Below are 18,834 nucleotides of genomic sequence, written 5' to 3' on the forward strand. Positions count from 1 at the left end.
ATCGAAGCTTTCGCCGTCATGGAACTGCAAACGGAATGAGTTTTGTGTCGGAATCGCTGATGGCCAGCACCTTGAACAAGGTTCCCATTTGATCGGAGGCGGCCAGTCTTTCGACGTCCTGCCGGATTTTTTCCTGAAACGCGGCATCCTTGCCGGCGCCAAGCCGTCCGGCGCGATCGAGCAGGCCCATTGCAAGCAGAAATTCGCCCTGCGTCATCATTCCGGTCTTGCAGCCGCTGGCCCGTGCGGTCTTCTCCAGACTATCGAAATCGACATGGCTGGTGAGGTCCGCAACGCCCGGATTGGCAAAGACATCGTCAAAGCTGTGTTTCAACATGGCTTGCAGCGTATCGCCGAAACCGGCTTTCAGATGGCCGTAGTCGATATTGAGCGCTGCACCGCGCGTGGCCGCGATATGACTGGCAATTTCCTGCATCAAGGCCGTGCGCGCTGGAGCCGCTTCAAAGATCGTGCCTTCGGGTGCTTGCACATGGCTTGCAGGTAAAAGCGCCGGATCAATGCCGCCCAGACCACTGACAAAATGGAACTCATCCTTTTCGTCGAGCGCGATCATGCGTTCGACAAAGCGGCCATCGACCTTGACGAACTGCCGGAACGGGATGGCATCGAACAGCTCATTGGTCACGAGGATCAGCGGCCTGTTGGCAGTATCGGCGGAAATATCGGAAAAGCGTTCGAACCAGTCGATCTTCGCTCCGGTATCGGACAGCTTTTCCCTTTGCCTTTCGACAAGGCGCGGGCTGGTTTCCACCATGGCGACCCGCGCATGGGCCAGCATTTGCGGGGCAAGCCTGCCGATGGTGCGCAGCATGTCGCTCATCAGCGTGCCGCGACCGGGGCCGATTTCGCACAGCACGATATTGTCCGGGCGTCCCAGCGCGTCCCATTCGCTGACGCACCAGATGCCGATCAGTTCACCAAACATCTGGCTCACTTCCGGCGCGGTGATGAAATCGCCGTCTCGTCCGAAAGGTTCGCGCGTGGTGTAATAGCCCGCCTCACGGTCGCCGAGGCAGGCTGCCATGTAATCGGCAACGCTGATCGGCCCCGAAGTGGCGATCAGGCGTTTCAGCCGGTCTTTCAGCGGAAGATCAGGCATCCTTGGCAGCAGCCCGGTTTGCGCGCCACATGGCCCAAAGCCCGATCAGTACCATCGGCACCGAGAGGACCATGCCCATGGTGAGCCATCCGCCGAAGAGATAGCCGAGCTGTGCATCCGGCTCGCGGAAGAATTCGACCACGATGCGGCTGAGGCCGTAGCCCGTGACGAAAGCGCCTGCAATGAAGCCGGGCTTCTTCAGTTTGCGTCCGACCCAGACGAGGAGGAACAGCACGAAGAAGAGGACCACACCCTCAAGGAACGCTTCATAAAGCTGGCTTGGATGGCGCGGCAGCGGGCCGCCATTGGGGAAGTATACTGCCCATGGCACATCGCTGACACGGCCCCAGAGTTCCGAATTGATGAAATTGGCGACGCGCACCACGCCAAGTCCGACCGGAACGCCGGCGGCAATCGTGTCGAACATGCTCCAGACCTTGATGCCGCGCGAACGGGCAAACAGGAACATGGCAAGCGTTGTGCCCAGAATGCCGCCGTGAAACGACATGCCGCCATCCCACACCGCCGGAATGGCGAGGGGATTGGAAATATAATAGGAGAAATTATAGAAGAGCACGTAGCCGATACGGCCACCAAGCACGACGCCGAGCGCTGCCCATATGACGAAATCATCAAGCGCTTCCGGTGCCATGGGCGGCTGGTTATTGGCCCACAGGCGATGGCTTCGCAAGAGTTTCTTGCCGTACCACCAGGCGAACATGATGCCGACGACATAGCCGAGGCCGTACCAGTGCACTGCCAGTGGCCCGACCCGGAAGATCACCGGATCGATATTGGGGAAGGCGAGCGCCGATGCGGGCAGCAACGTCTCAATCATGAAATCACTCCGTTTTGTGACGGAACATGCTGGACCGGCCCGATATGGTCAAGCTGTTCCCGTCGGCTGCAAATCGCGTTTGCAATAGCGGTTGCAAATTGCGGTTTCGGGGCTTCCGGTGCTGATTTACCCTTAAGGCAGCCTTAAGTACATTCTCCACTGGCGCCTCGGGTTCTCGCAGACGGCTATTCTCGCGAGGTCCGCAATTGTTGATTCAGCTGCATTGAAGCCGATCACTTTCTATAGCTGCGCTTGCATCGGAACTGAGACGGCCCTATTTCAAATTTATGTTTTCAACAGGTCTCACCTGGAAATAAGGAATGATTGCCATGACCAGCGGACAGAACCGGGTTCTTGATGAACTCGCCAAGCTTGTGACGGATGCGGCAGGCGCTGCGCAGGGCGTGCGCCGTGAAGTGGAAACGGCGTTGCGTTCCCAGAGCGAGCGCGTGCTCAACACGCTCGATGTCGTACAGCGCGAAGACTTCGAAGCCGTTCGCGAATTGGCAATCAAGGCGCGTGCGGAAAACAGCGCGTTGTTGGCAAGAATCGAAGCTCTCGAAGCACGTCTTGCGAAATTCGAAGTTGATTCTGATGCCAAACCGGCAAAATCGGCTTCATCTTCGGCAAAATCCAAAAATAATCCCTGAATATTTATTAACAGGCCGCAAGTGGCAAAAACCCTTGTCTTAGAGTCGGTTAAGGCAAGGGTCGCGGTCGGTCCCTCGTATATTTCCACATGCTTTCACGGCTCTTTGTTCAAAAGGGGCTGGCGTTCAGATTCAGCATCAATAGACTGAAAACACTACATGATTCGTAACGCGGTCATGTAGGCGGCGGCGAGGGGCTGAGTGTCAGGTTTCGCGTCTTTCAGGCTGCTTTCCAGTATCAGTTGCGTATGTGCGTGTGCCATTGAGGCGCTTGCATGCCGTCGTGCATGCCGGTTCCTCAACCGATCAATTCGTGCCTGTTTTCCTGCGCTTGTTCTTGCGCGGTGGCTGGCACGGGCGAGCAATGACTTGCGCGCCGGGAATTAGGAAACATCTGGGGGCAGATGGTTCCCAGAACAGGAAACGGACATGAGCCTTCTTGAGCTTGAATTCGCACGTGAGGCGCATCCGGTGGATGTGATCGAACAGGTCGCGCATTCAAACGACTGGACGTTCGAGCGGACTGGCGACGACGAAATCGCAATTTCGGTTGCGGGCAACTGGACTGACTATCACATCTCGTTTTCCTGGATGGAGGATTTCGAGGCACTGCATCTGGCCTGCGCATTCGACATCAAGGTGGCCGAGCCACGTGTGAACGAAGTGATGCGCCTGCTGTCGCTCATCAATGAAAAGCTTCTGATGGGGCATTTCGATCTCTGGCAGCAGGAAGGCGCGATCATGTACCGCCAGTCGCTGCTGCTGGCAGGCGGTGCGGAACCGACGAGCCGTCAGGTGGAAGTATTGCTGTCGGCAGCGCTGGAAGCTTGCGAAGCCTATTTCCAGGCTTTCCAGTTTGTGGTCTGGTCGGGTGTTACGGCGCGTGAAGCGCTGGAATGCGTGGTGTTCGAGACCGTCGGTCGCGCCTGACTATCCATTAACTGAGTTTTGGCCCGGCGTTCGCGCCGGGTTTTCTGCGAGGCCGGGAATGAGGGCCGGGGAGTGAAAGAATGAGCGAAGCAACCACCATTACCTGGGCAGATTTCGAAAAGGTCGATATCCGCAGCGGAACCATCGTGGAAGCTGTGCCATTTCCCGAAGCCCGCAAGCCTGCCTTCAAGCTGAAGATCGATTTCGGCGAAAAGATCGGCATCAAGAAGTCGTCAGCCCAGATCACCCGGCACTACACGCCGGAGCAACTCATCGGCAAACAGATCATGGCCGTGGTGAATTTCCCGCCACGACAGATCGGCCCCTTCATGTCGGAAGTGCTGACACTCGGTATGCCGGACGAGGACGGCGAAGTGGTTCTCGCAGCAATCGATAAGCCCGTGCCGAACGGCGGCAAGCTTTATTAAGAGCGTGGTTTTTAGGTGAACAAGCAGCGGTATCCTTTTCCCTCATCCTGAGGAGCCGTTGAAAACGGCGTCTCGAAGGACGAGGGAAAACTAGGCGCTTGCCCTCGTCCTTCGAGACGGTTCCTTCGCAAGCTCAGAAACCTCCTCAGAATGAGGGGAGGCGTTGTTTGCTCCGCGGGAAGGCCGGGACAAGTCAAACCATCTCGGACAAGACGACGTTCCGACCGCCCTGATATCCCAGGCTTTGTCTAACCCTTTGTTTTCAGATAAGTCCGCAACGGCTTCCCGCTTTCAAACGACATGCTTCACGCCGGAATGTGGATGATGGCGCGCAAGCCGCCCGTCGGGGCGTCTTCCAGCGTAATGTCGCCACCGTGGCTGCGTGCAATATCGCGTGCAATGGCAAGCCCCAGCCCGCCGGTGCCGCCGGAATCCTGCGTACGTGCTTCATCCAGCCGGACGAAAGGCTTGAAGACGTCCTCGCGACGGTCTTCCGGAATGCCTGGCCCGTCATCATCCACGACGACCTTCAGCCAGCCATCCTCATGCGAAATTGAAAGCTCGACATTCTGCGCGTGACGGAAGGCATTCGATACGAGATTGCTGACGAGGCGCGAGAAGGCGTTTGGACGCACATAGACCTCGCTGTCGCCTTCAATATGATATTTGAAGCCGCGTTCGCGCAGGCGCGCTTCGTGCTCCAGTTTTTCGCAAAGCTTCGTGACGTCGTAGCTTGCCGTTTCCTCTGAACCTTCGCCGCGCGCAAAGGCGAGATAGCCTTCGAGCATCGTCTGCATGTCGGCAATATCCTGATTGAGAGGCTCGGTGTCGATGGAGTGGCCAGCCAGTGCAAGCTGCAGCTTGAAGCGGGTCAGAATGGTGCGCAGATCGTGGCTGACGCCAGAAAGCATGGCAGTGCGCTGCTCGATCTGGCGCTCGATGCGCGAGCGCATCTGGATGAAGGCAATGCCTGCGCGGCGTACTTCCTCGGCCCCGCGTGGATGGAAGCCTTCCGGCATGGGGCGCCCCTTGCCGAAACTTTCCGCCGCTTCGGCAAGCTGCTGGATCGGCTTGATCTGGTTGCGGAGGAAGGCGATGGCGATAATCAGCAGAACGAGTGCGGTGCCGACCATCCATGTCAGGAAGATGCCCGTATTGGACGCATAGGCCTGGCTGCGTCGCGCAAAGACGCGCAACACCTTGTCCTCAAGCTTGATGCGGATTTCGATGAGATCGGAATCGCCAACCGTGTCCACCCAGAAAGGGCGATTGATCTGGCGGGTAATCTCTTCGCTGAGGAAGTAATCGAGAATGGCGAAAAAAGGCTTCGGTCCGGGAGGCGGCAGCGGATCGGGCGGCAGGATCGAAATGTTCAGCGCCAGCCGCTGCTGCGCGATGCGGATGAGATTGTCGTAGCCCGGTTCCTGCGGATAGGTTTCGAGAATATCGATGATGCCCGCAATATCGCGCACAACAGCGGTCGACAGTCGTTCGGTCACCATCTGCCAGTGACGCTCCATGAACACATAGGCGATCACGGACTGCAGCAGAACCATCGGGGCAATGATGATGATGAGCGACCGCGCATAAAGCCCCTTCGGCATGATGCGCGCCAACCAGCGGGAGAATTTTCTCAAGGGCGATTTCATCGTGTTAAAACGTCCCTCAGTACTCCGTGGTTGCGCCCAAAATACTTATTTTGTCGCAAAGCTGCGTCGCACCTTTGGCTCGAAAATGCGCTTCCGGAAATATCGCTGTCTGCAAATGACGTTTTCCATGAACAACATTGCGGCTGTACCGTTTGTACACGTCGCCCTGCGTTTTGAGAAAACACCATTTTCTGATCGCGATATTCCCGATTGCCGATGGTTGCTATTCGATGCTGAGCTTGTAGCCGATGCCGCGCACGGTCTGGAGCCAGACCGGATTGGCCGGGTCCTGCTCGATCTTGCGGCGAAGACGATTGATCTGGACGTCGATTGTGCGCTCGCCGACATCGCCGTCCTGACCGGTCAGCTCATGGCGGGGGATCGTTTCACCGGCGCGCTCGGCGAAGATCGCCATGATGTCCTGCTCGCGATCAGTCAGCTTGATTGTTTCCGTACCCTTCTTCAGCTCGCGACGCGGGATGAAGAAAGTATAGGGGCCGAACACGATCTGCTCGATCTTCGGCTGTGCGGGTGGTGCGCCGCGCCGCAGGATATTGTTGATGCGCAGCGTCAGCTCGCGGGGATCGAACGGTTTGGGCAGATAGTCGTCTGCACCGGCAGCCAGACCATCGATGCGGCTGTCGGTTTCCGACAATGCCGTCAGCATCAGGATGGGAACGTTCTTCTGCTCGCGCAGCGATCTCGTCAGCGAAACGCCGGTTTCGCCCGGCATCATCACGTCGAGGATCAGCAGATCGAAATCGATGCCTTCCAGCTTGCGGCGCGCTTCGGCAGCGCTTCCAGCCATGGTGACACGGAATCCGCTGTTGGTCAGATATTGCGAGAGAAGGCTGCGGATACGCGTATCGTCGTCAACAACGAGGAGATGCGGCGCGTCGTCCGAGAGCGTCTTTTCTTCTTCTACAGCCATGGCGTCTTTCGATCCCATTCCGTTTCAATTCGACTACAGCATCGGCCCAAAAATCGGAATCGATTTTTTGGAAAGCACGATGCGTAGATTCAATAAGTTAGAGCGACCTTTGTGCGTCCGAATGGACGCACGGCGCTCTATGACGCAACATGCGCCGTCCGGCATATTACCGACAGGAATGCGGCGCGTCTATTCACTGCCTGCATGGAAGCTTTCTTGTACAAGCACTTAGTGCAACCAGACGTAACACTCAAACTCAGTATTGTCGGTTCAGAGGCGTCTGGCTGAGTTGTCATCAGCAGAAAACTCGTCAATCTGGGCGCGCCGCTCGGGATTGACCATATTATAAAGAAAACGTTCGATCACTTCGCGGTCTTGCGGTGCGCAGCCTTCCAGTGCGCGCGCGATACGCCGTGACTGTGGAAGGGCGAGCGCAAGCGTGAGCTGGCGACCGCTCTTGGTCGGATAAAGCTTGCGGTGGCGGCGGTCGTGCAGGCCGGTGGCCTGAACGACATGGCCCGTATCGATAAGCTGTTTAAGCACGCGCGACAGGCTCTGCTTGGTGATCCGCAACACTTCCAGAAGCTCCGCGACTGTCATGCCCGGCTTGCGGTTGATGAAGTAGAGGACACGGTGATGCGCCCGCCCGAATCCGATCTTTTCCAGGATAAGATCAGGGTCGGCAGTGAAATCGCGATAAGAAAAAAACAGAAGCTCAATGACGTTGAGATCGGCAGCCTCCTCAGCCGTCAACGGATTGCTTATATAATTCATATCGTTCGTCGAATTCACATCGGTGCTCCGTTCTGTCGCGTTAAATATGTCAGCATTATTGACATAATTCAATCGCCCAGATAATTTTCGATAAGCGTAGGCTGGCTTTTTTGGAATAATGTTCGCGCTGACGCATGCAAGGAGGAGGAATAATTGCGCTGACTGGCTTTCCGTCACCGTCCAAAAGATGGGCGATGAGGATGGTTGCCGCAATATTCTATCCCGGTGGAGGATTTATTTTCTTTCCATGCATGCTCCGCCTGGGATTCGCGCAATATGTTTGCGTGACCTCAGAGCATTTCGAACAAAAAGGCCAGCAATTACGCAGAAAAAGGTGGCCGTCTCACCAGTTATATCGATTTAATTGGGGAAGACAGGTTGCGGAGAAGGTTGCCCGACCGGAAATCGGTTTCGAGACAGCGCCGCGAAATATTCAGGAGCAAGAAAATGGCTGCGATTCCATTCGATCAACGGGACGGATTTATCTGGCTGGACGGAGAATTCGTCGACTGGAAAGATGCAAAGATTCATGTGCTGACCCATGGCCTGCATTATGCGAGCGCCGTGTTTGAAGGCGAGCGCGCCTATGGCGGCGAGATCTTCAAGCTCAATGAACACACCGAACGTCTGCATGAATCTGCGCGTATTCTCGGTTTCGAGATTCCTTTCAGCGTTGCAGAAATCAATGATGCTTGCCGTGAACTTCTCAAGAAGCAGGGTTTTGAAGATGCCTATGTGCGTCCGATTGCCTGGCGCGGTTCGGAATCGCTTGGCGTTTCGGCGCAGAACAACCGCATTCATCTTGCAATCGCCATCTGGCAGTGGCCGAGCTATTTCTCGCCTGAAGAAAAAATGAAGGGTATCCGGCTCGATATTGCTGAATATTGCCGCCCGGACCCGCGCACCGCGCCTTCGCGTTCAAAGGCTGCAGGTCTTTATATGATCTGCACGATTTCCAAACATGCCGCCGAAGCCAAGGGCTATGCCGATGCATTGATGCTCGACTGGCGCGGACAGGTTGCCGAAGCAACCGGCGCAAACGTCTTCTTCGTGAAGGACGGAGCGCTGCACACGCCGAAGCCTGACTGTTTCCTTGACGGTATTACACGCCGCACGATCATTGATCTTGCCAAGCGCCGCGGTATTGAAGTTATCGAGCGGGCAATCATGCCGGAAGAACTTGCCGGTTTCTCTGAATGCTTCCTGTGTGGAACAGCAGCGGAAGTGACGCCGGTTTCCGAGATCGGTCAATACCGGTTCAAGCCTTCCGAGATCACGAATGTTCTAATGAATGACTATTCCGCAGAAGTTCAGCCAAAGCGTGCGGCAGCGGAATAACTGAGTTGTAAACAGAAAAAGAGCGGTCTTCGGACCGCTTTTTAATTATGTCGTCGCTTATTGTTTGACATTGGGCAGTTTCGGTCCAAGATTTTTTCGACCGGACTCGCACTATTCCGGTTTAAAACTCAGATGGGGTGACGATTATGGAATCTCTACTACCTATCATTCTCCAGCTTGTCGCTGGCGCAGTTGGTGGCAACATCGCAGGTGCCGTGAAAAATATCAGTCTAGGCACAACGGGCAACACGGTGGCTGGTGGCATCGGTGGTGTCATCCTCGGTCAGCTCCTTCCGATGCTGTCCGGCGGCGGTCTCGATTCCGTGCTCAATGGCGTTGTCGGCCAGTTGGCGGGCGGCGGTGTTGGCGGTATCGTGCTGACGGCTATTGTCGGCCTGATCAAGAACTCTATGGCCGCCAAGGCCTGACGCATTTGGGGCGCGGCCCCTTTTGTGGCGGCGCTTCATGCGGAGGTGAGAAACCTTCAGCCCGAAAAGCAGGCTCGCTTTTCGGAATATACTTCGATTAGAGCATAATACGATCTGAGTGAAACGAGGATCGATAAGATTATGCTTTAAAAAGAGGTTAGCGTACCGATCTGCTTCAATCAGATCGAATAGCGCTCTGATTGCCTGATTGTGGGGACGATCGGCAAGACGAACTGTCGGAGAGGGAAAAACGGACGGCTATTCGCCGTCCGTTTTTATTTTACAAAGCCTTCACGCGGCCACGGCTGACCATTATGTGTGAACAGGAAACCGCATATCGAGTGGAGTAAAGAGCATGGGGCAATTGCAGGCCATTATCGTTCCCGTCACGCCTTTTCAGCAGAATTGCACAATTCTGTTTGACAGCGAGAGCAAGAAGGGAGTCGTGATCGATCCGGGCGGCGATCTTGATCGCATCCGGGAGGCAATTGAATCTCAAGGGATCGATGTCGAGGCCATCTGGATCACGCATGGCCATATCGATCATGCTGCGGCTGCGCTTGATCTCAAGGAAGCCCTGAACGTGGACATTATCGGCCCGCACAAGGACGATAAATTCCTGCTCGATAATCTGGAAACGACCGGCCTGAAATATGGCATCACTGAAGGCGTGCGCAATGTCACGCCGGATCGCTGGCTCGATGAGGGCGACAAGGTTTCCGTCGCCGGTCACGAGTTCGATGTCTTCCATACGCCGGGCCATGCACCGGGACATGTCGTTTTCTTCAGCCCGGAGGCCCGGTTTGCCATTGTTGGTGACGTGCTTTTCAATGGCTCGGTCGGGCGTACGGATCTGCCTGGCGGTGATCACGCGGCGCTGATTCGCTCCATCAAGGAAAAGCTGCTGCCACTCGGCGACGATATCGGCTTCATTTGCGGGCACGGTCCCGGCAGCCGGTTCGGCGATGAGCGGCGTTCCAATCCGTTTTTGAACGACATCGGATATGCATAAATAAAAAAGCCGCCTTTAAAGGCGGCTTTTCCTATTAAATTCCGGCTTTAGTTGGCGGAGCAGAAGTGATCGCGCCCGTCGTAACCGCGATAGGTGCCGGTATTCGGATTGAACGACCGATAGCGATCGGAGCAATACTGATACCAGCCGCGGCTCCATGGCTCATAACTTGAGCGATAATAGGTTACCTGGCGAGCCGGTGCTGCCGGGTAATAGGCCGGAGGCGGGGGAGGCGGCGCGTAGACCGGGGCAGGCTGCACATAGGTCGGCTGCGGCTGGCTCAGTGCGCTGCCGATGAGGGCGCCTGCCGCGAGGCCGATCACGCCTGCGGCGACGGCGTCGCCATTGCCGCGATGCCGGTCGCGGTAGTAAGGACGATCCCAACCGCCACGATCCCAACCATGACGACCCCAGGAATCTGCCGATGCTGTTGCAAGCGGTGCGGCAACTGCCGCGAGGGATGCCGCTGCCAGGATGGCTGTTTTCGCAAATCGGTTCATTGTTCGCTCCTTCAGAAGCTCGACTGTAATTTTTCCGATACGCTCGCCGAACAGGCACGCACGTATCGTTTATGAATAACTGATTAACTCTTTCGACATGAATGGAGGCTGAACAATGGTGAAGGGCGATGAAAAGCTGTTCGTTTCCGGTCAATTACATGCAGCATCTGTAATATTTCGCGCCCGGATGATGATCCGTTCAGGGTTGCCTACAGGCAATAAAAAACCCCGGCGAAAGCCGGGGCAAATGGTAGGTTCTTTTATGAACAATCAGCCGGTAACGGTGATGTTCACGGCCTTGGGGCCCTTGCCGCGACGATCCGGTTCCGTCTCGTAGGAAACCTTCTGATTGTCTGCGAGGCCAGTGAGGCCAGAAGCCTGTACAGCAGAGATATGTACGAAGATGTCAGCGCCACCGTCGTCCGGCTTGATAAAACCGAAGCCTTTTTCGGTATTGAAGAATTTGACCTGTCCGGTCTGTGCCATGGGATCCGTTCCTTTTCCTTGGCGCCACCGCTCTTGTGGAGACAGTGGTATTACAAATTCTGCCAAGCGCACCACACACCCGGCAGAGGGTTATGCAGGCAGTTCTCGACATTGGGAAGGAACCGATCATTGCCGAAGGGGAGCCTTCGACCCGGAACTTATAGCGGCCCCGGCACGCCGTTCTTCAGTCTTCCATTTGTTCGCTAAGTGCCCGAACAGGTGGAGACTGATCTATGAAGCGGTATTTGGCAAGCAAATTCTTTGGGGAGCATATGATTGGTTATCTTTGAACCGGTATCGTCATAATTTTTTACGATTGTTTCAAGAAAATCCACTGCTCATTTCCAAAACAGAACAGGCTATCCCTAATATATCAAGAATATAACGGGATATGTCTTTGCCATCTCATCGATTGCGCGAAACTATGCATGCGCCACCGGCAGCGCGAAGCTTTGCGCAAATGCTATCGGCTTCCCCACGGCTGTCAGCGCCTATGCGTACTGCATATATACCGCGGCGTCCCATGGGGGTCCGTATCCGACTGATGACGGGATCATGGCCCGCCAGCACGCTGCTAAATTGCTTGCGCAGGCGCGCCCATTGATTGACGGCTGCGCTGCGGCGGAAATTACCGGCGACCTGAATGCCCCACGGCTTGGGCTTCACGCGCGACATCGGAATCGTGGCACTGCGAATGATCGGCAGACGCTTGCAGGCATCATGGAATGCGAGCTTAGGGTCGAGCGGACGGTTCACGATCTCCTTGCCTGCCGCGAAGTCGTCGGCGGGCGCGCCGGTTATATCCAGCACGTAGTTTTCAGTTTCGAGCGGCAGAAAACCGCCGGACCGCATCCAGCTTGAAACGCGCCCGGCCCCTGCATTATAGGCGGCGGCTGCAAGGCCCCAATTGCCGAATGCACCTTTCAGGTCGCGCAGGAAACTCGCGGATGCGGGGATGGCCTGCTCAATGTCGAAGGGATCGGCGAGGCCGCGTTCCTTCGCTGTATAAGGCATGAATTGCGCAATGCCCTCGGCGCCGACAGGACTGACTGCGTTATGGTCGAAACGGCTTTCCTTCCAGATCAGCCGGGCGAAGAAATCACGCGGAATGCCATGGGCGTCGGCATTGGCACCGATGAGCTGGCAGATGCGGCCGACGGTCGGTGTCTTCTTCTCTGGTGGCAGGGGCGGCGCATAGACCGGTGGATTCGGTTCGCTCGCTGCGTAGGGTGAAGCGACGCCGAAAGGCAGGCTGAAAAGCTGCGAAGCCAGGATAATCGCTATGCTGTGCCGGTAACGATTCATGCTGCCTGTTCCGCCCCCTCAACTTCGGCCAAGGTAACCTATATGGGCGGGTTGTCGATATGGTCCGCAAGGTTTTGCACTTTTGTAAAAAGACTTGCCCTTATCGCAGGTTGCGCCATCTTAACCTTCGGGACAAAGGGAGAGGAAAATGCAATTTCATCAATTGAGACAATTGGCTGCGCTTGCGGGCGCTCTGCTTCTCGCCGGTTGCGTGGCTGAAGGCGGCGGAATGGATCATCGTCCACCGATGCGTCCCGGACCGTCGCAGCCGCAAATCTGCCCGATGAATTATGCGCCCGTCTGCGCAACGCGGGGTTCTTCGCGCAAGACATTCGGTAATTCATGTCAGGCGAGAGCGCAGGGCTATCGCATCATCGCAAACGGCCAGTGCTCGTCAAGACCGGGTCCGGGTTGGGGCGGCGCAGGCGGAATGCATCCGCCACATCAGGGTAACAGGCCAGGCAGGCCGGGCATGGGCGCCTGCACGCGGGAATATATGCCTGTTTGCGCAAAACGCGGTAACGAACGGCGCACATTCTCCAACCGTTGCGAAGCCGACCGTGCAGGCTATCGCATCATGAATGGCGGACAGTGCCGTTAACTGAACCAGGTATAGAGAGGGCGGCCTTCGGTCGCCCTTTTTAAGCGGCGGCCTGCGTCTTGCTTGGTTTGCTGAAGCGGTCGATATTCGTGTCGCCCCAGTCTTTGAGGGCAAGCAGAATAGGCTCGATGCTGCGACCCAGTGGGGAAAGACTATATTCCACCTTCGGCGGCACCTGTGCATAGATCTTGCGCTTGATCAGGCCGTCTTCTTCCAGTTCGCGAAGCTGGTTTGTCAGCATGCGCTGCGTGACGCCTGGTATCTGTCGTCTCAATTCGTTGAAACGTAGCGTTCCATCCAGAAGATGAAACAGCACAACGCTTTTCCATTTACCGTCAATAAGGCTGATGGCTGCCTCGACCGCGCAACCGGGACTGCAATCAAAACGGGAGTGTTTCGCCTTAGCCATTTAGGTATCCTTTTTATACTAAGTACAAAAATCAGTACTATTGGCAGTTTTTGTGCGTATTTTCATATTCTCATAGTAGTCTAATATTTGGTCCATAGCAAATGGAGCAAAGACAATGAAAGCTGTTGCCTATCAGAACGCCGGTAAACTGGATCGAGCGGATTCGCTTGTCGATGTGACACTGGACAAGCCGGTTGCTGCCGGGCGCGATCTGCTGGTTCAGGTGGAGGCGGTTTCTGTAAATCCGGTCGATTACAAAATCCGTAACGGCGTTTCGCCCGAGGCTGGCCAGTGGAAAGTGCTTGGCTGGGATGCGGTTGGCACCGTCGTCGAGACCGGCGAGTATGTGCAGAATTTCAAAACTGGCGATAAGGTCTGGTATGCAGGCTCCCTGATCCGTCCGGGCGCCAATAGCGAGTTTCATCTGGTCGATGAACGCATTGTTGGGCACAAGCCCGAAACACTTGCCAATAGCGAAGCCGCCGCCCTGCCGCTGACGTCGATTACCGCGTGGGAAATGCTTTTCGACAGGCTTGATGTGCGTAAACCCGTGGCGGGAGCGGCTAACGCCATTCTTATCATCGGCGGAGCCGGTGGTGTCGGCTCGATTGCAATCCAGCTTGCACGAGCGCTGACGGATTTAACGGTCATCGCAACGGCTTCGCGATCCGAAACGCAAGAGTGGATCAAGCAGCTCGGCGCGCATCACGTCATTGACCACAGCAAGCCGCTGGCCGGGCAGGTTGAGGCTCTGGGGATTGGCGCACCGGCCTTCGTCTTTTCGACAACGCAGACACCCGATCATCTTTCCGAAATCGTCGCGCTTATCGCACCTCAGGGCCGGTTTGGTCTGATCGATGATCCCGACAAGCTCGACATCATGCCGTTCAAGCGCAAGTCAGTTTCCGTGCACTGGGAACTGATGTTCACTCGCCCGATCTATCGGACCGCAGATATTGGAGAGCAGGGCTGCCTGCTGAATGAAGTCGCGAAACTGGTCGATGAGGGCAAGATCAGGACAACGCTGACGGAAGTTCTTTCACCGATCAATGCTGCTAACCTCAAGGCCGCTCATGGCGTGCTGGAAAGCGGCAAGGCGAAGGGCAAGATCGTGTTGGAAGGCTGGTAAGCCCTCCAACACATAATCAGTGGTGTCTAACTATCTGTCTCGACGGGCTTCTTTTCCGAAAACCGCTTCACACTTTCGGGATGCGCTTTAACGCCCCGGACGGCCCGTCTTGCCGGGGCGGCGCTTCTTGCGCGCCGTTTCGGCAGGGTCTTCGTAAGACCCGATGCCAGCGCGCTCACGGCGGATTGCGGCATCGTTTCCACCGCTTGGCACTTCGGTCCGCTTGACCGTCATCTCGTCCAGCGTGTTCTTGCGGAACAGCGGTTTCGCCATGTCGGTGCCCGGTCCCATATCGTCGAGCGACGGCTTCTGGAACAGAGACGGCTTGCCAGCCGGACGTGTCGTGTCGGCACCCATTTCATCCAGCTTCGGCTTGCGGAAACGCGAATTGCCGGTGGGCTTGCCCTTGTTGCGGCCTGCACCCGCATCGCCCGCTTCGAATTCGCGTGCCAGCGGATCGTCGGCAATAGCCAGCTCCGTCTCGCGCAACCGCTTGATCTCGTCGCGCAGGCGCGCGGCCTTTTCGAAGTCGAGATCGGCAGCGGCGTCGCGCATCTGCTTTTCCAGATGCTCCAGATGGGCGGCAAGATTGTTGCCCATCATCGCGCCTTCTTCCGCAAAGCCTGAAATATCCGCGCGGACATGATCGCGCTCGTAGACCGAGCCGAGAATATCCGAGATATTCTTCTTCACCGAAGCAGGCGTGATGCCGTGCTCTTCATTATAGGCAACCTGTTTCTCACGGCGGCGGCTGGTTTCGTCCATCGCGCGCTGCATCGAGCCGGTAATATTGTCGGCGTAGAGAATGACCTTGCCGTCGACGTTACGCGCTGCACGGCCAATCGTCTGGACCAGTGACGTTTCCGAACGCAGGAAGCCTTCCTTGTCGGCATCCAGAATGGCGACGAAGCCGCATTCCGGAATGTCGAGACCTTCACGCAGGAGGTTGATGCCAACCAGCACGTCGAAGGCGCCAAGCCGAAGGTCGCGAATGATCTCGATACGCTCCAGCGTGTCGATGTCGGAGTGCATGTAGCGAACGCGCACGCCCTGTTCATGCAGATATTCCGTCAGGTCTTCGGCCATGCGCTTGGTCAGCACCGTGACCAGTGTACGGTAACCCTTCTGTGCCGTTTCGCGAATTTCGCCGAGCACGTCGTCAACCTGCGTCTTGGCAGGGCGAATTTCGACCGGCGGATCGATCAGCCCGGTCGGACGGATGACCTGTTCTGCGAACACGCCGCCAGCTTCTTCCATTTCCCAGCCGCCCGGTGTTGCCGAAACAGCAATGGTCTGCGGGCGCATGGCGTCCCATTCCTCGAAACGGAGCGGGCGGTTGTCCATGCAGGATGGCAGGCGGAAACCGTATTCGGCAAGCGTTGCCTTGCGGCGGAAGTCGCCGCGATACATGCCGCCGATCTGCGGAACCGTGACGTGGCTTTCGTCGATGAAGACCAGCGCATTGTCGGGAATATACTCGAACAGCGTCGGCGGTGGCTCGCCGGGATTACGGCCGGTCAGATAGCGCGAATAGTTTTCAATACCCGCGCAGGAACCGGTTGCTTCCAGCATTTCCAGATCGAAGGTCGTGCGCTGGTCGAGGCGCTGCGCTTCCAGAAGGCGACCGGCATTGTTCAGTTCGACAAGACGATGCTTCAGCTCTTCCTTGATCGACTTGATCGCCTGATTGAGGGTCGGGCGCGGCGTCACATAGTGTGAGTTTGCGTAGATCTTCACCGATTTCAGATCGCCGGTCTTCTGGCCGGTCAGCGGATCGAATTCGGTTATGGTCTCGATCTCATCGCCGAAAAGCGAAATGCGCCAGGCGCGATCTTCCAAGTGGGCCGGGAACAATTCGATCGTGTCGCCGCGCACGCGGAACGAGCCGCGCACGAAATTGATGTCCTGACGCTTATATTGCTGGGCCACGAGATCGGCGAGCAGCTGGCGCTGGTCGAGCCGGTCCCCGATCTTCATTTCGAAGGTCATGGCCGTATAGGTTTCCACCGATCCGATACCGTAGATGCACGATACGGAGGCGACGATAATCACATCGTCGCGCTCAAGCAGTGCGCGGGTGGCCGAGTGGCGCATCCGGTCGATCTGTTCGTTGATGGACGATTCCTTCTCGATATAAGTGTCCGAGCGCGGCACATAGGCTTCCGGCTGGTAGTAATCGTAGTAGGAAACGAAATATTCGACGGCATTGTTCGGGAAGAAGCTCTTGAACTCGCCGTAAAGCTGCGCGGCCAAGGTCTTGTTGGGCGCGAGGATCAGGGCTGGGCGTTGGGTCCGCTGGATGACCTGCGCCATGGTGAAGGTCTTGCCCGAACCGGTGACGCCGAGCAGGACCTGCGTGCGGTCGTCGTTGTCCAGCCCTTCCAGCAGATCGCGGATAGCTGTCGGCTGGTCACCGGACGGCTCGAAACTGGTTTCCATCTCGATGGCGATGCCGCCTTCGGATTTTTCCGGGCGGGCCGGGCGGTGAGGCGTCCAGAGCTCACCATTCTTGAACAGCGGATTGCCGGAGGCAATCAGGTCCGACAGGGCCTGAACCGTTGCCGTTGCGCCGGACGGATTTAGTCCGGCTGCGTCCTCCAGGCTGATATCGAGACCGGCAACGGGATTGAGGCCAGCCGCCGCACGTTCCTTGGCGGAAGCAGCGCCACCCATGGACGTGCCGCGCCCGCTACGCGACGCTTCCTTGCTGCGCTCGGGAATCTTCTTGGGTTGTTTTGGGTTTTTCGCGCGGGGCTTCGCAGCCTCGTCGCCGATCTCCTTCGCCCAATCAGCAATGGGGCCGGCGATGGAACCGGATAGGGGTGCGCCGGAAAATTCGGCCTGTGGAGCTTCACCGAAGCCGCCAGCCTTGTCGTGCGAATCCTGGGAGTGTTTGTCTTTTGAGGAAGCCATGACCCTATATTGTTACCGCATGTCTTAAGCGGAAAACCGGTTTCCACTTTTCCGCGACATGCTTCCAATATGGAATTTCAGCGTCCAAATGAAAAGAGCGCGAAGGCGAAATCCTCCGTAGCCATTTCCTATCCGGCGATGCTCCTGACAGAAGGCTGTCAGGAGGCGCGGTTTTTTCGGAGTGCTTTACAGTCTGCCGCCGGGACGCATGCGGGGACCCGGACCAAAGCCGGGGCCAAAACCGGGATGATAACCCGGATGGTCACGCCAGCCTGGACGGTCCGTCCAATGTGGGCGTGGCGGACCCCAGTTCGACTGGCAATTGCGTCCGATGCAGCCATTATAGACATTGCCGCCGCCATTCCAGCCGCGATAAGGGCCAGGACCCCAGCCGGGTCCCCAATAAGGGCCGCTATTGGCGGACAGGGCCGAACCAATGGCTATGCCCGCGATGAGCGGTATCCCGACGGCTGCGGCGGTCGATCCGAAATTATTGTTCGTCGTATAACCGCCATTGCCGGTCTGAATGGCGATGTAGCTCGATGCGGCCCAGCCGGTCATGCCGTCATAGGTCACCTGACACCAGCCATAGCCGCTGGTGCAGCCGGCAACCGTAATACCGACGCCATTCGGGATTGACCCGATGGTTCCATACTGTGTGCCGGGGCCGACGCGCAGATTAATTGTCGATGTTACGATTGCCGATGATGCATAAGCATTTGTTGAAATAAGAAGCGCTAATGTAACTATGGAAGATTTTACCGATAGTTTCATATATCATTCCTCTAATATACTTCTGTTGGTTACTTATAGCATGGGGATTATTATTTACGCGCATCACGATTCTTCGATTTCAATTCATGATTAATGAATATCGACATCCTGAAATCGGGCTGCATTCTAACGGTTTAAGTGCTTTGCGCGGTACTTTTCTTCGCGCCGGGCTTGTCTCATATTAGAGGCCGACTCTCTCAAGCACTTAAGGACTGACATTGATGAGTACTGACAATGAGCCGAATGGCACGCTGACCATCCGCGTTTCCGCCATGCCCAAGGACGCCAATTCAGCCTATGATATTTTCGGCGGCTGGGTGATGGCGCAGATGGATATGGCTGCTGGCATCCGTTCCGCCGAGCGCGCCAAGGGGCGTACGGTGACAGCGGCGGTACGCGAAATGTCATTCGCCCGGCCAGTGAAGATCGGTGACACGCTCTGCGTATACACGGATATAACGCGGGTAGGCCGCACTTCCATCACACTGCGGGTCGAGGCGTGGGCGAAGCGCTATCTCAGCGATAAACGCGACCTTGTTACGCATGCCGAATTCATCATGGTTTCCCTGGATGCGGACGGCAAGCCGACACCGGTGCCGCAGGAAGAATAAAGCAACGT

20 protein-coding genes are annotated in these 18,834 nt (G+C 56.6%); 9 read left to right on the plus strand and 11 right to left on the minus strand.

Translation table 11 applies throughout. From position 1 onward, the window contains the following. Positions 1-16 precede the first annotated feature (16 nt). Together HWX93_RS05800 and lgt are read right to left on the minus strand one after the other, a co-directional pair. On the minus strand, positions 17-1,120 hold the full coding sequence (locus HWX93_RS05800) for a class I SAM-dependent methyltransferase (protein WP_176036808.1): 1,104 nt from the start codon (positions 1,118-1,120) through the stop codon (positions 17-19). Next, the gene (gene lgt, locus HWX93_RS05805) at positions 1,113-1,958 is read right to left on the minus strand and encodes a prolipoprotein diacylglyceryl transferase (protein ID WP_109987222.1); all 846 of its coding nucleotides are present in this window, start codon (positions 1,956-1,958) and stop codon (positions 1,113-1,115) included. Before lgt ends, HWX93_RS05800 begins: the two co-directional genes overlap by 8 nt. Positions 1,959-2,287: 329 nt before the next feature. On the opposite strand from lgt, the gene HWX93_RS05810 reads away from it, so the two are divergent. The 3 genes from HWX93_RS05810 to HWX93_RS05820 all read left to right on the plus strand — a co-directional run bounded on the left by HWX93_RS05810 (position 2,288) and on the right by HWX93_RS05820 (position 3,966). Next, complete coding sequence (locus HWX93_RS05810; RefSeq protein WP_109987363.1) at positions 2,288-2,608, plus strand: accessory factor UbiK family protein; 321 nt, start codon at positions 2,288-2,290, stop codon at positions 2,606-2,608. A 429-nt stretch (positions 2,609-3,037) separates the two neighbouring features. Continuing rightward, positions 3,038-3,538, plus strand: a complete 501-nt coding sequence (locus HWX93_RS05815) for a YbjN domain-containing protein (RefSeq protein WP_010659627.1) — start codon at positions 3,038-3,040, stop codon at positions 3,536-3,538. An 80-nt stretch (positions 3,539-3,618) separates the two neighbouring features. After that, a complete protein-coding gene (locus HWX93_RS05820; RefSeq protein ID WP_012091672.1) occupies positions 3,619-3,966 on the plus strand; it encodes a tRNA-binding protein in 348 nt (115 codons plus the stop codon). 305 nt (positions 3,967-4,271) lie between these two features. Here HWX93_RS05820 and HWX93_RS05825 read toward each other — a convergent pair whose 3' ends face one another. From HWX93_RS05825 to HWX93_RS05835, 3 genes are all read right to left on the minus strand, one after another. Then, the gene (locus HWX93_RS05825; RefSeq protein ID WP_176036809.1) at positions 4,272-5,615 is read right to left on the minus strand and encodes a sensor histidine kinase; all 1,344 of its coding nucleotides are present in this window, start codon (positions 5,613-5,615) and stop codon (positions 4,272-4,274) included. A gap of 223 nt (positions 5,616-5,838) precedes the next feature. Further along, positions 5,839-6,546: a response regulator gene (locus tag HWX93_RS05830; protein WP_012091674.1), complete on the minus strand. Its 708-nt coding sequence runs from the start codon at positions 6,544-6,546 to the stop codon at positions 5,839-5,841. A 270-nt stretch (positions 6,547-6,816) separates the two neighbouring features. Beyond that, positions 6,817-7,338, minus strand: coding sequence for a MarR family winged helix-turn-helix transcriptional regulator (locus HWX93_RS05835; protein ID WP_109987219.1), 522 nt, complete (start codon positions 7,336-7,338; stop codon positions 6,817-6,819). 429 nt (positions 7,339-7,767) lie between these two features. On the opposite strand from HWX93_RS05835, the gene HWX93_RS05840 reads away from it, so the two are divergent. The 3 genes from HWX93_RS05840 (at position 7,768) to HWX93_RS05850 (ending at position 10,098) form a co-directional block, all read left to right on the plus strand. Continuing rightward, positions 7,768-8,658: a branched-chain amino acid aminotransferase gene (locus tag HWX93_RS05840; RefSeq protein WP_029929129.1), complete on the plus strand. Its 891-nt coding sequence runs from the start codon at positions 7,768-7,770 to the stop codon at positions 8,656-8,658. Between the two features lie 146 nt (positions 8,659-8,804). Continuing rightward, complete coding sequence (locus HWX93_RS05845; RefSeq protein WP_109987217.1) at positions 8,805-9,086, plus strand: hypothetical protein; 282 nt, start codon at positions 8,805-8,807, stop codon at positions 9,084-9,086. Positions 9,087-9,441: 355 nt separating this feature from the next. Beyond that, positions 9,442-10,098, plus strand: a complete 657-nt coding sequence (locus HWX93_RS05850) for an MBL fold metallo-hydrolase (protein ID WP_109987215.1) — start codon at positions 9,442-9,444, stop codon at positions 10,096-10,098. Between the two features lie 47 nt (positions 10,099-10,145). Here the strand turns inward: HWX93_RS05850 and HWX93_RS05855 are convergent, their stop codons facing one another. The 3 genes from HWX93_RS05855 to HWX93_RS05865 all read right to left on the minus strand — a co-directional run bounded on the left by HWX93_RS05855 (position 10,146) and on the right by HWX93_RS05865 (position 12,389). Then, a complete protein-coding gene (locus HWX93_RS05855; RefSeq protein WP_109987214.1) occupies positions 10,146-10,598 on the minus strand; it encodes a BA14K family protein in 453 nt (150 codons plus the stop codon). A gap of 270 nt (positions 10,599-10,868) precedes the next feature. Further along, a complete protein-coding gene (locus HWX93_RS05860; RefSeq protein ID WP_006471910.1) occupies positions 10,869-11,084 on the minus strand; it encodes a cold-shock protein in 216 nt (71 codons plus the stop codon). Positions 11,085-11,489: 405 nt separating this feature from the next. Next, on the minus strand, positions 11,490-12,389 hold the full coding sequence (locus HWX93_RS05865) for an SPOR domain-containing protein (protein WP_176036810.1): 900 nt from the start codon (positions 12,387-12,389) through the stop codon (positions 11,490-11,492). A gap of 148 nt (positions 12,390-12,537) precedes the next feature. Between HWX93_RS05865 and HWX93_RS05870 the strand changes: the two genes are divergently transcribed. Then, positions 12,538-12,990 (plus strand): Kazal-type serine protease inhibitor domain-containing protein, encoded by a 453-nt coding sequence (locus HWX93_RS05870; RefSeq protein WP_176036811.1) that lies wholly within the window; start codon positions 12,538-12,540, stop codon positions 12,988-12,990. A 40-nt stretch (positions 12,991-13,030) separates the two neighbouring features. On the opposite strand, the gene HWX93_RS05875 is transcribed toward HWX93_RS05870, so the two are convergent. Beyond that, a complete protein-coding gene (locus HWX93_RS05875; protein WP_176036812.1) occupies positions 13,031-13,399 on the minus strand; it encodes a winged helix-turn-helix transcriptional regulator in 369 nt (122 codons plus the stop codon). Positions 13,400-13,514: 115 nt separating this feature from the next. Between HWX93_RS05875 and HWX93_RS05880 the strand changes: the two genes are divergently transcribed. Further along, entirely contained in the window at positions 13,515-14,528 is a 1,014-nt protein-coding gene (locus tag HWX93_RS05880) for a zinc-binding alcohol dehydrogenase family protein (protein WP_176036813.1), read from the plus strand. A gap of 87 nt (positions 14,529-14,615) precedes the next feature. Here HWX93_RS05880 and uvrB read toward each other — a convergent pair whose 3' ends face one another. After that, on the minus strand, positions 14,616-17,441 hold the full coding sequence (uvrB, locus tag HWX93_RS05885) for an excinuclease ABC subunit UvrB (protein ID WP_176036814.1): 2,826 nt from the start codon (positions 17,439-17,441) through the stop codon (positions 14,616-14,618). Between the two features lie 186 nt (positions 17,442-17,627). Further along, positions 17,628-18,215 carry an SH3 domain-containing protein gene (locus HWX93_RS05890; RefSeq protein ID WP_176036815.1) on the minus strand — a complete coding sequence of 196 codons (588 nt, stop codon included), beginning with the start codon at positions 18,213-18,215 and terminating at the stop codon, positions 17,628-17,630. A 221-nt stretch (positions 18,216-18,436) separates the two neighbouring features. Between HWX93_RS05890 and HWX93_RS05895 the strand changes: the two genes are divergently transcribed. Continuing rightward, positions 18,437-18,826, plus strand: coding sequence for an acyl-CoA thioesterase (locus HWX93_RS05895; RefSeq protein WP_176036816.1), 390 nt, complete (start codon positions 18,437-18,439; stop codon positions 18,824-18,826). Positions 18,827-18,834 lie beyond the last annotated feature (8 nt).

This window comes from Brucella tritici, from assembly GCF_902825325.1.
Lineage (GTDB): Bacteria > Pseudomonadota > Alphaproteobacteria > Rhizobiales > Rhizobiaceae > Brucella.

What these genes read in the sequence shown, in the direction of transcription:
- HWX93_RS05830 (WP_012091674.1), bottom strand. Translation starts at nt 6,546, where the DNA reads ATGGCTGTAGAAGAAGAAAAGACGCTCTCGGACGACGCGCCGCATCTC.
- HWX93_RS05860 (WP_006471910.1), bottom strand. Translation starts at nt 11,084, where the DNA reads ATGGCACAGACCGGACAGGTCAAATTCTTCAATACCGAAAAAGGCTTC.
- HWX93_RS05855 (WP_109987214.1), bottom strand. Translation starts at nt 10,598, where the DNA reads ATGAACCGATTTGCGAAAACAGCCATCCTGGCAGCGGCATCCCTCGCG.
- HWX93_RS05870 (WP_176036811.1), top strand. Translation starts at nt 12,538, where the DNA reads ATGCAATTTCATCAATTGAGACAATTGGCTGCGCTTGCGGGCGCTCTG.
- HWX93_RS05825 (WP_176036809.1), bottom strand. Translation starts at nt 5,615, where the DNA reads ATGAAATCGCCCTTGAGAAAATTCTCCCGCTGGTTGGCGCGCATCATG.
- HWX93_RS05840 (WP_029929129.1), top strand. Translation starts at nt 7,768, where the DNA reads ATGGCTGCGATTCCATTCGATCAACGGGACGGATTTATCTGGCTGGAC.
- HWX93_RS05895 (WP_176036816.1), top strand. Translation starts at nt 18,437, where the DNA reads ATGAGTACTGACAATGAGCCGAATGGCACGCTGACCATCCGCGTTTCC.
- uvrB (WP_176036814.1), bottom strand. Translation starts at nt 17,441, where the DNA reads ATGGCTTCCTCAAAAGACAAACACTCCCAGGATTCGCACGACAAGGCT.
- HWX93_RS05875 (WP_176036812.1), bottom strand. Translation starts at nt 13,399, where the DNA reads ATGGCTAAGGCGAAACACTCCCGTTTTGATTGCAGTCCCGGTTGCGCG.
- HWX93_RS05865 (WP_176036810.1), bottom strand. Translation starts at nt 12,389, where the DNA reads ATGAATCGTTACCGGCACAGCATAGCGATTATCCTGGCTTCGCAGCTT.
- HWX93_RS05810 (WP_109987363.1), top strand. Translation starts at nt 2,288, where the DNA reads ATGACCAGCGGACAGAACCGGGTTCTTGATGAACTCGCCAAGCTTGTG.
- lgt (WP_109987222.1), bottom strand. Translation starts at nt 1,958, where the DNA reads ATGATTGAGACGTTGCTGCCCGCATCGGCGCTCGCCTTCCCCAATATC.
- HWX93_RS05820 (WP_012091672.1), top strand. Translation starts at nt 3,619, where the DNA reads ATGAGCGAAGCAACCACCATTACCTGGGCAGATTTCGAAAAGGTCGAT.
- HWX93_RS05890 (WP_176036815.1), bottom strand. Translation starts at nt 18,215, where the DNA reads ATGAAACTATCGGTAAAATCTTCCATAGTTACATTAGCGCTTCTTATT.
- HWX93_RS05850 (WP_109987215.1), top strand. Translation starts at nt 9,442, where the DNA reads ATGGGGCAATTGCAGGCCATTATCGTTCCCGTCACGCCTTTTCAGCAG.
- HWX93_RS05845 (WP_109987217.1), top strand. Translation starts at nt 8,805, where the DNA reads ATGGAATCTCTACTACCTATCATTCTCCAGCTTGTCGCTGGCGCAGTT.
- HWX93_RS05800 (WP_176036808.1), bottom strand. Translation starts at nt 1,120, where the DNA reads ATGCCTGATCTTCCGCTGAAAGACCGGCTGAAACGCCTGATCGCCACT.
- HWX93_RS05815 (WP_010659627.1), top strand. Translation starts at nt 3,038, where the DNA reads ATGAGCCTTCTTGAGCTTGAATTCGCACGTGAGGCGCATCCGGTGGAT.
- HWX93_RS05880 (WP_176036813.1), top strand. Translation starts at nt 13,515, where the DNA reads ATGAAAGCTGTTGCCTATCAGAACGCCGGTAAACTGGATCGAGCGGAT.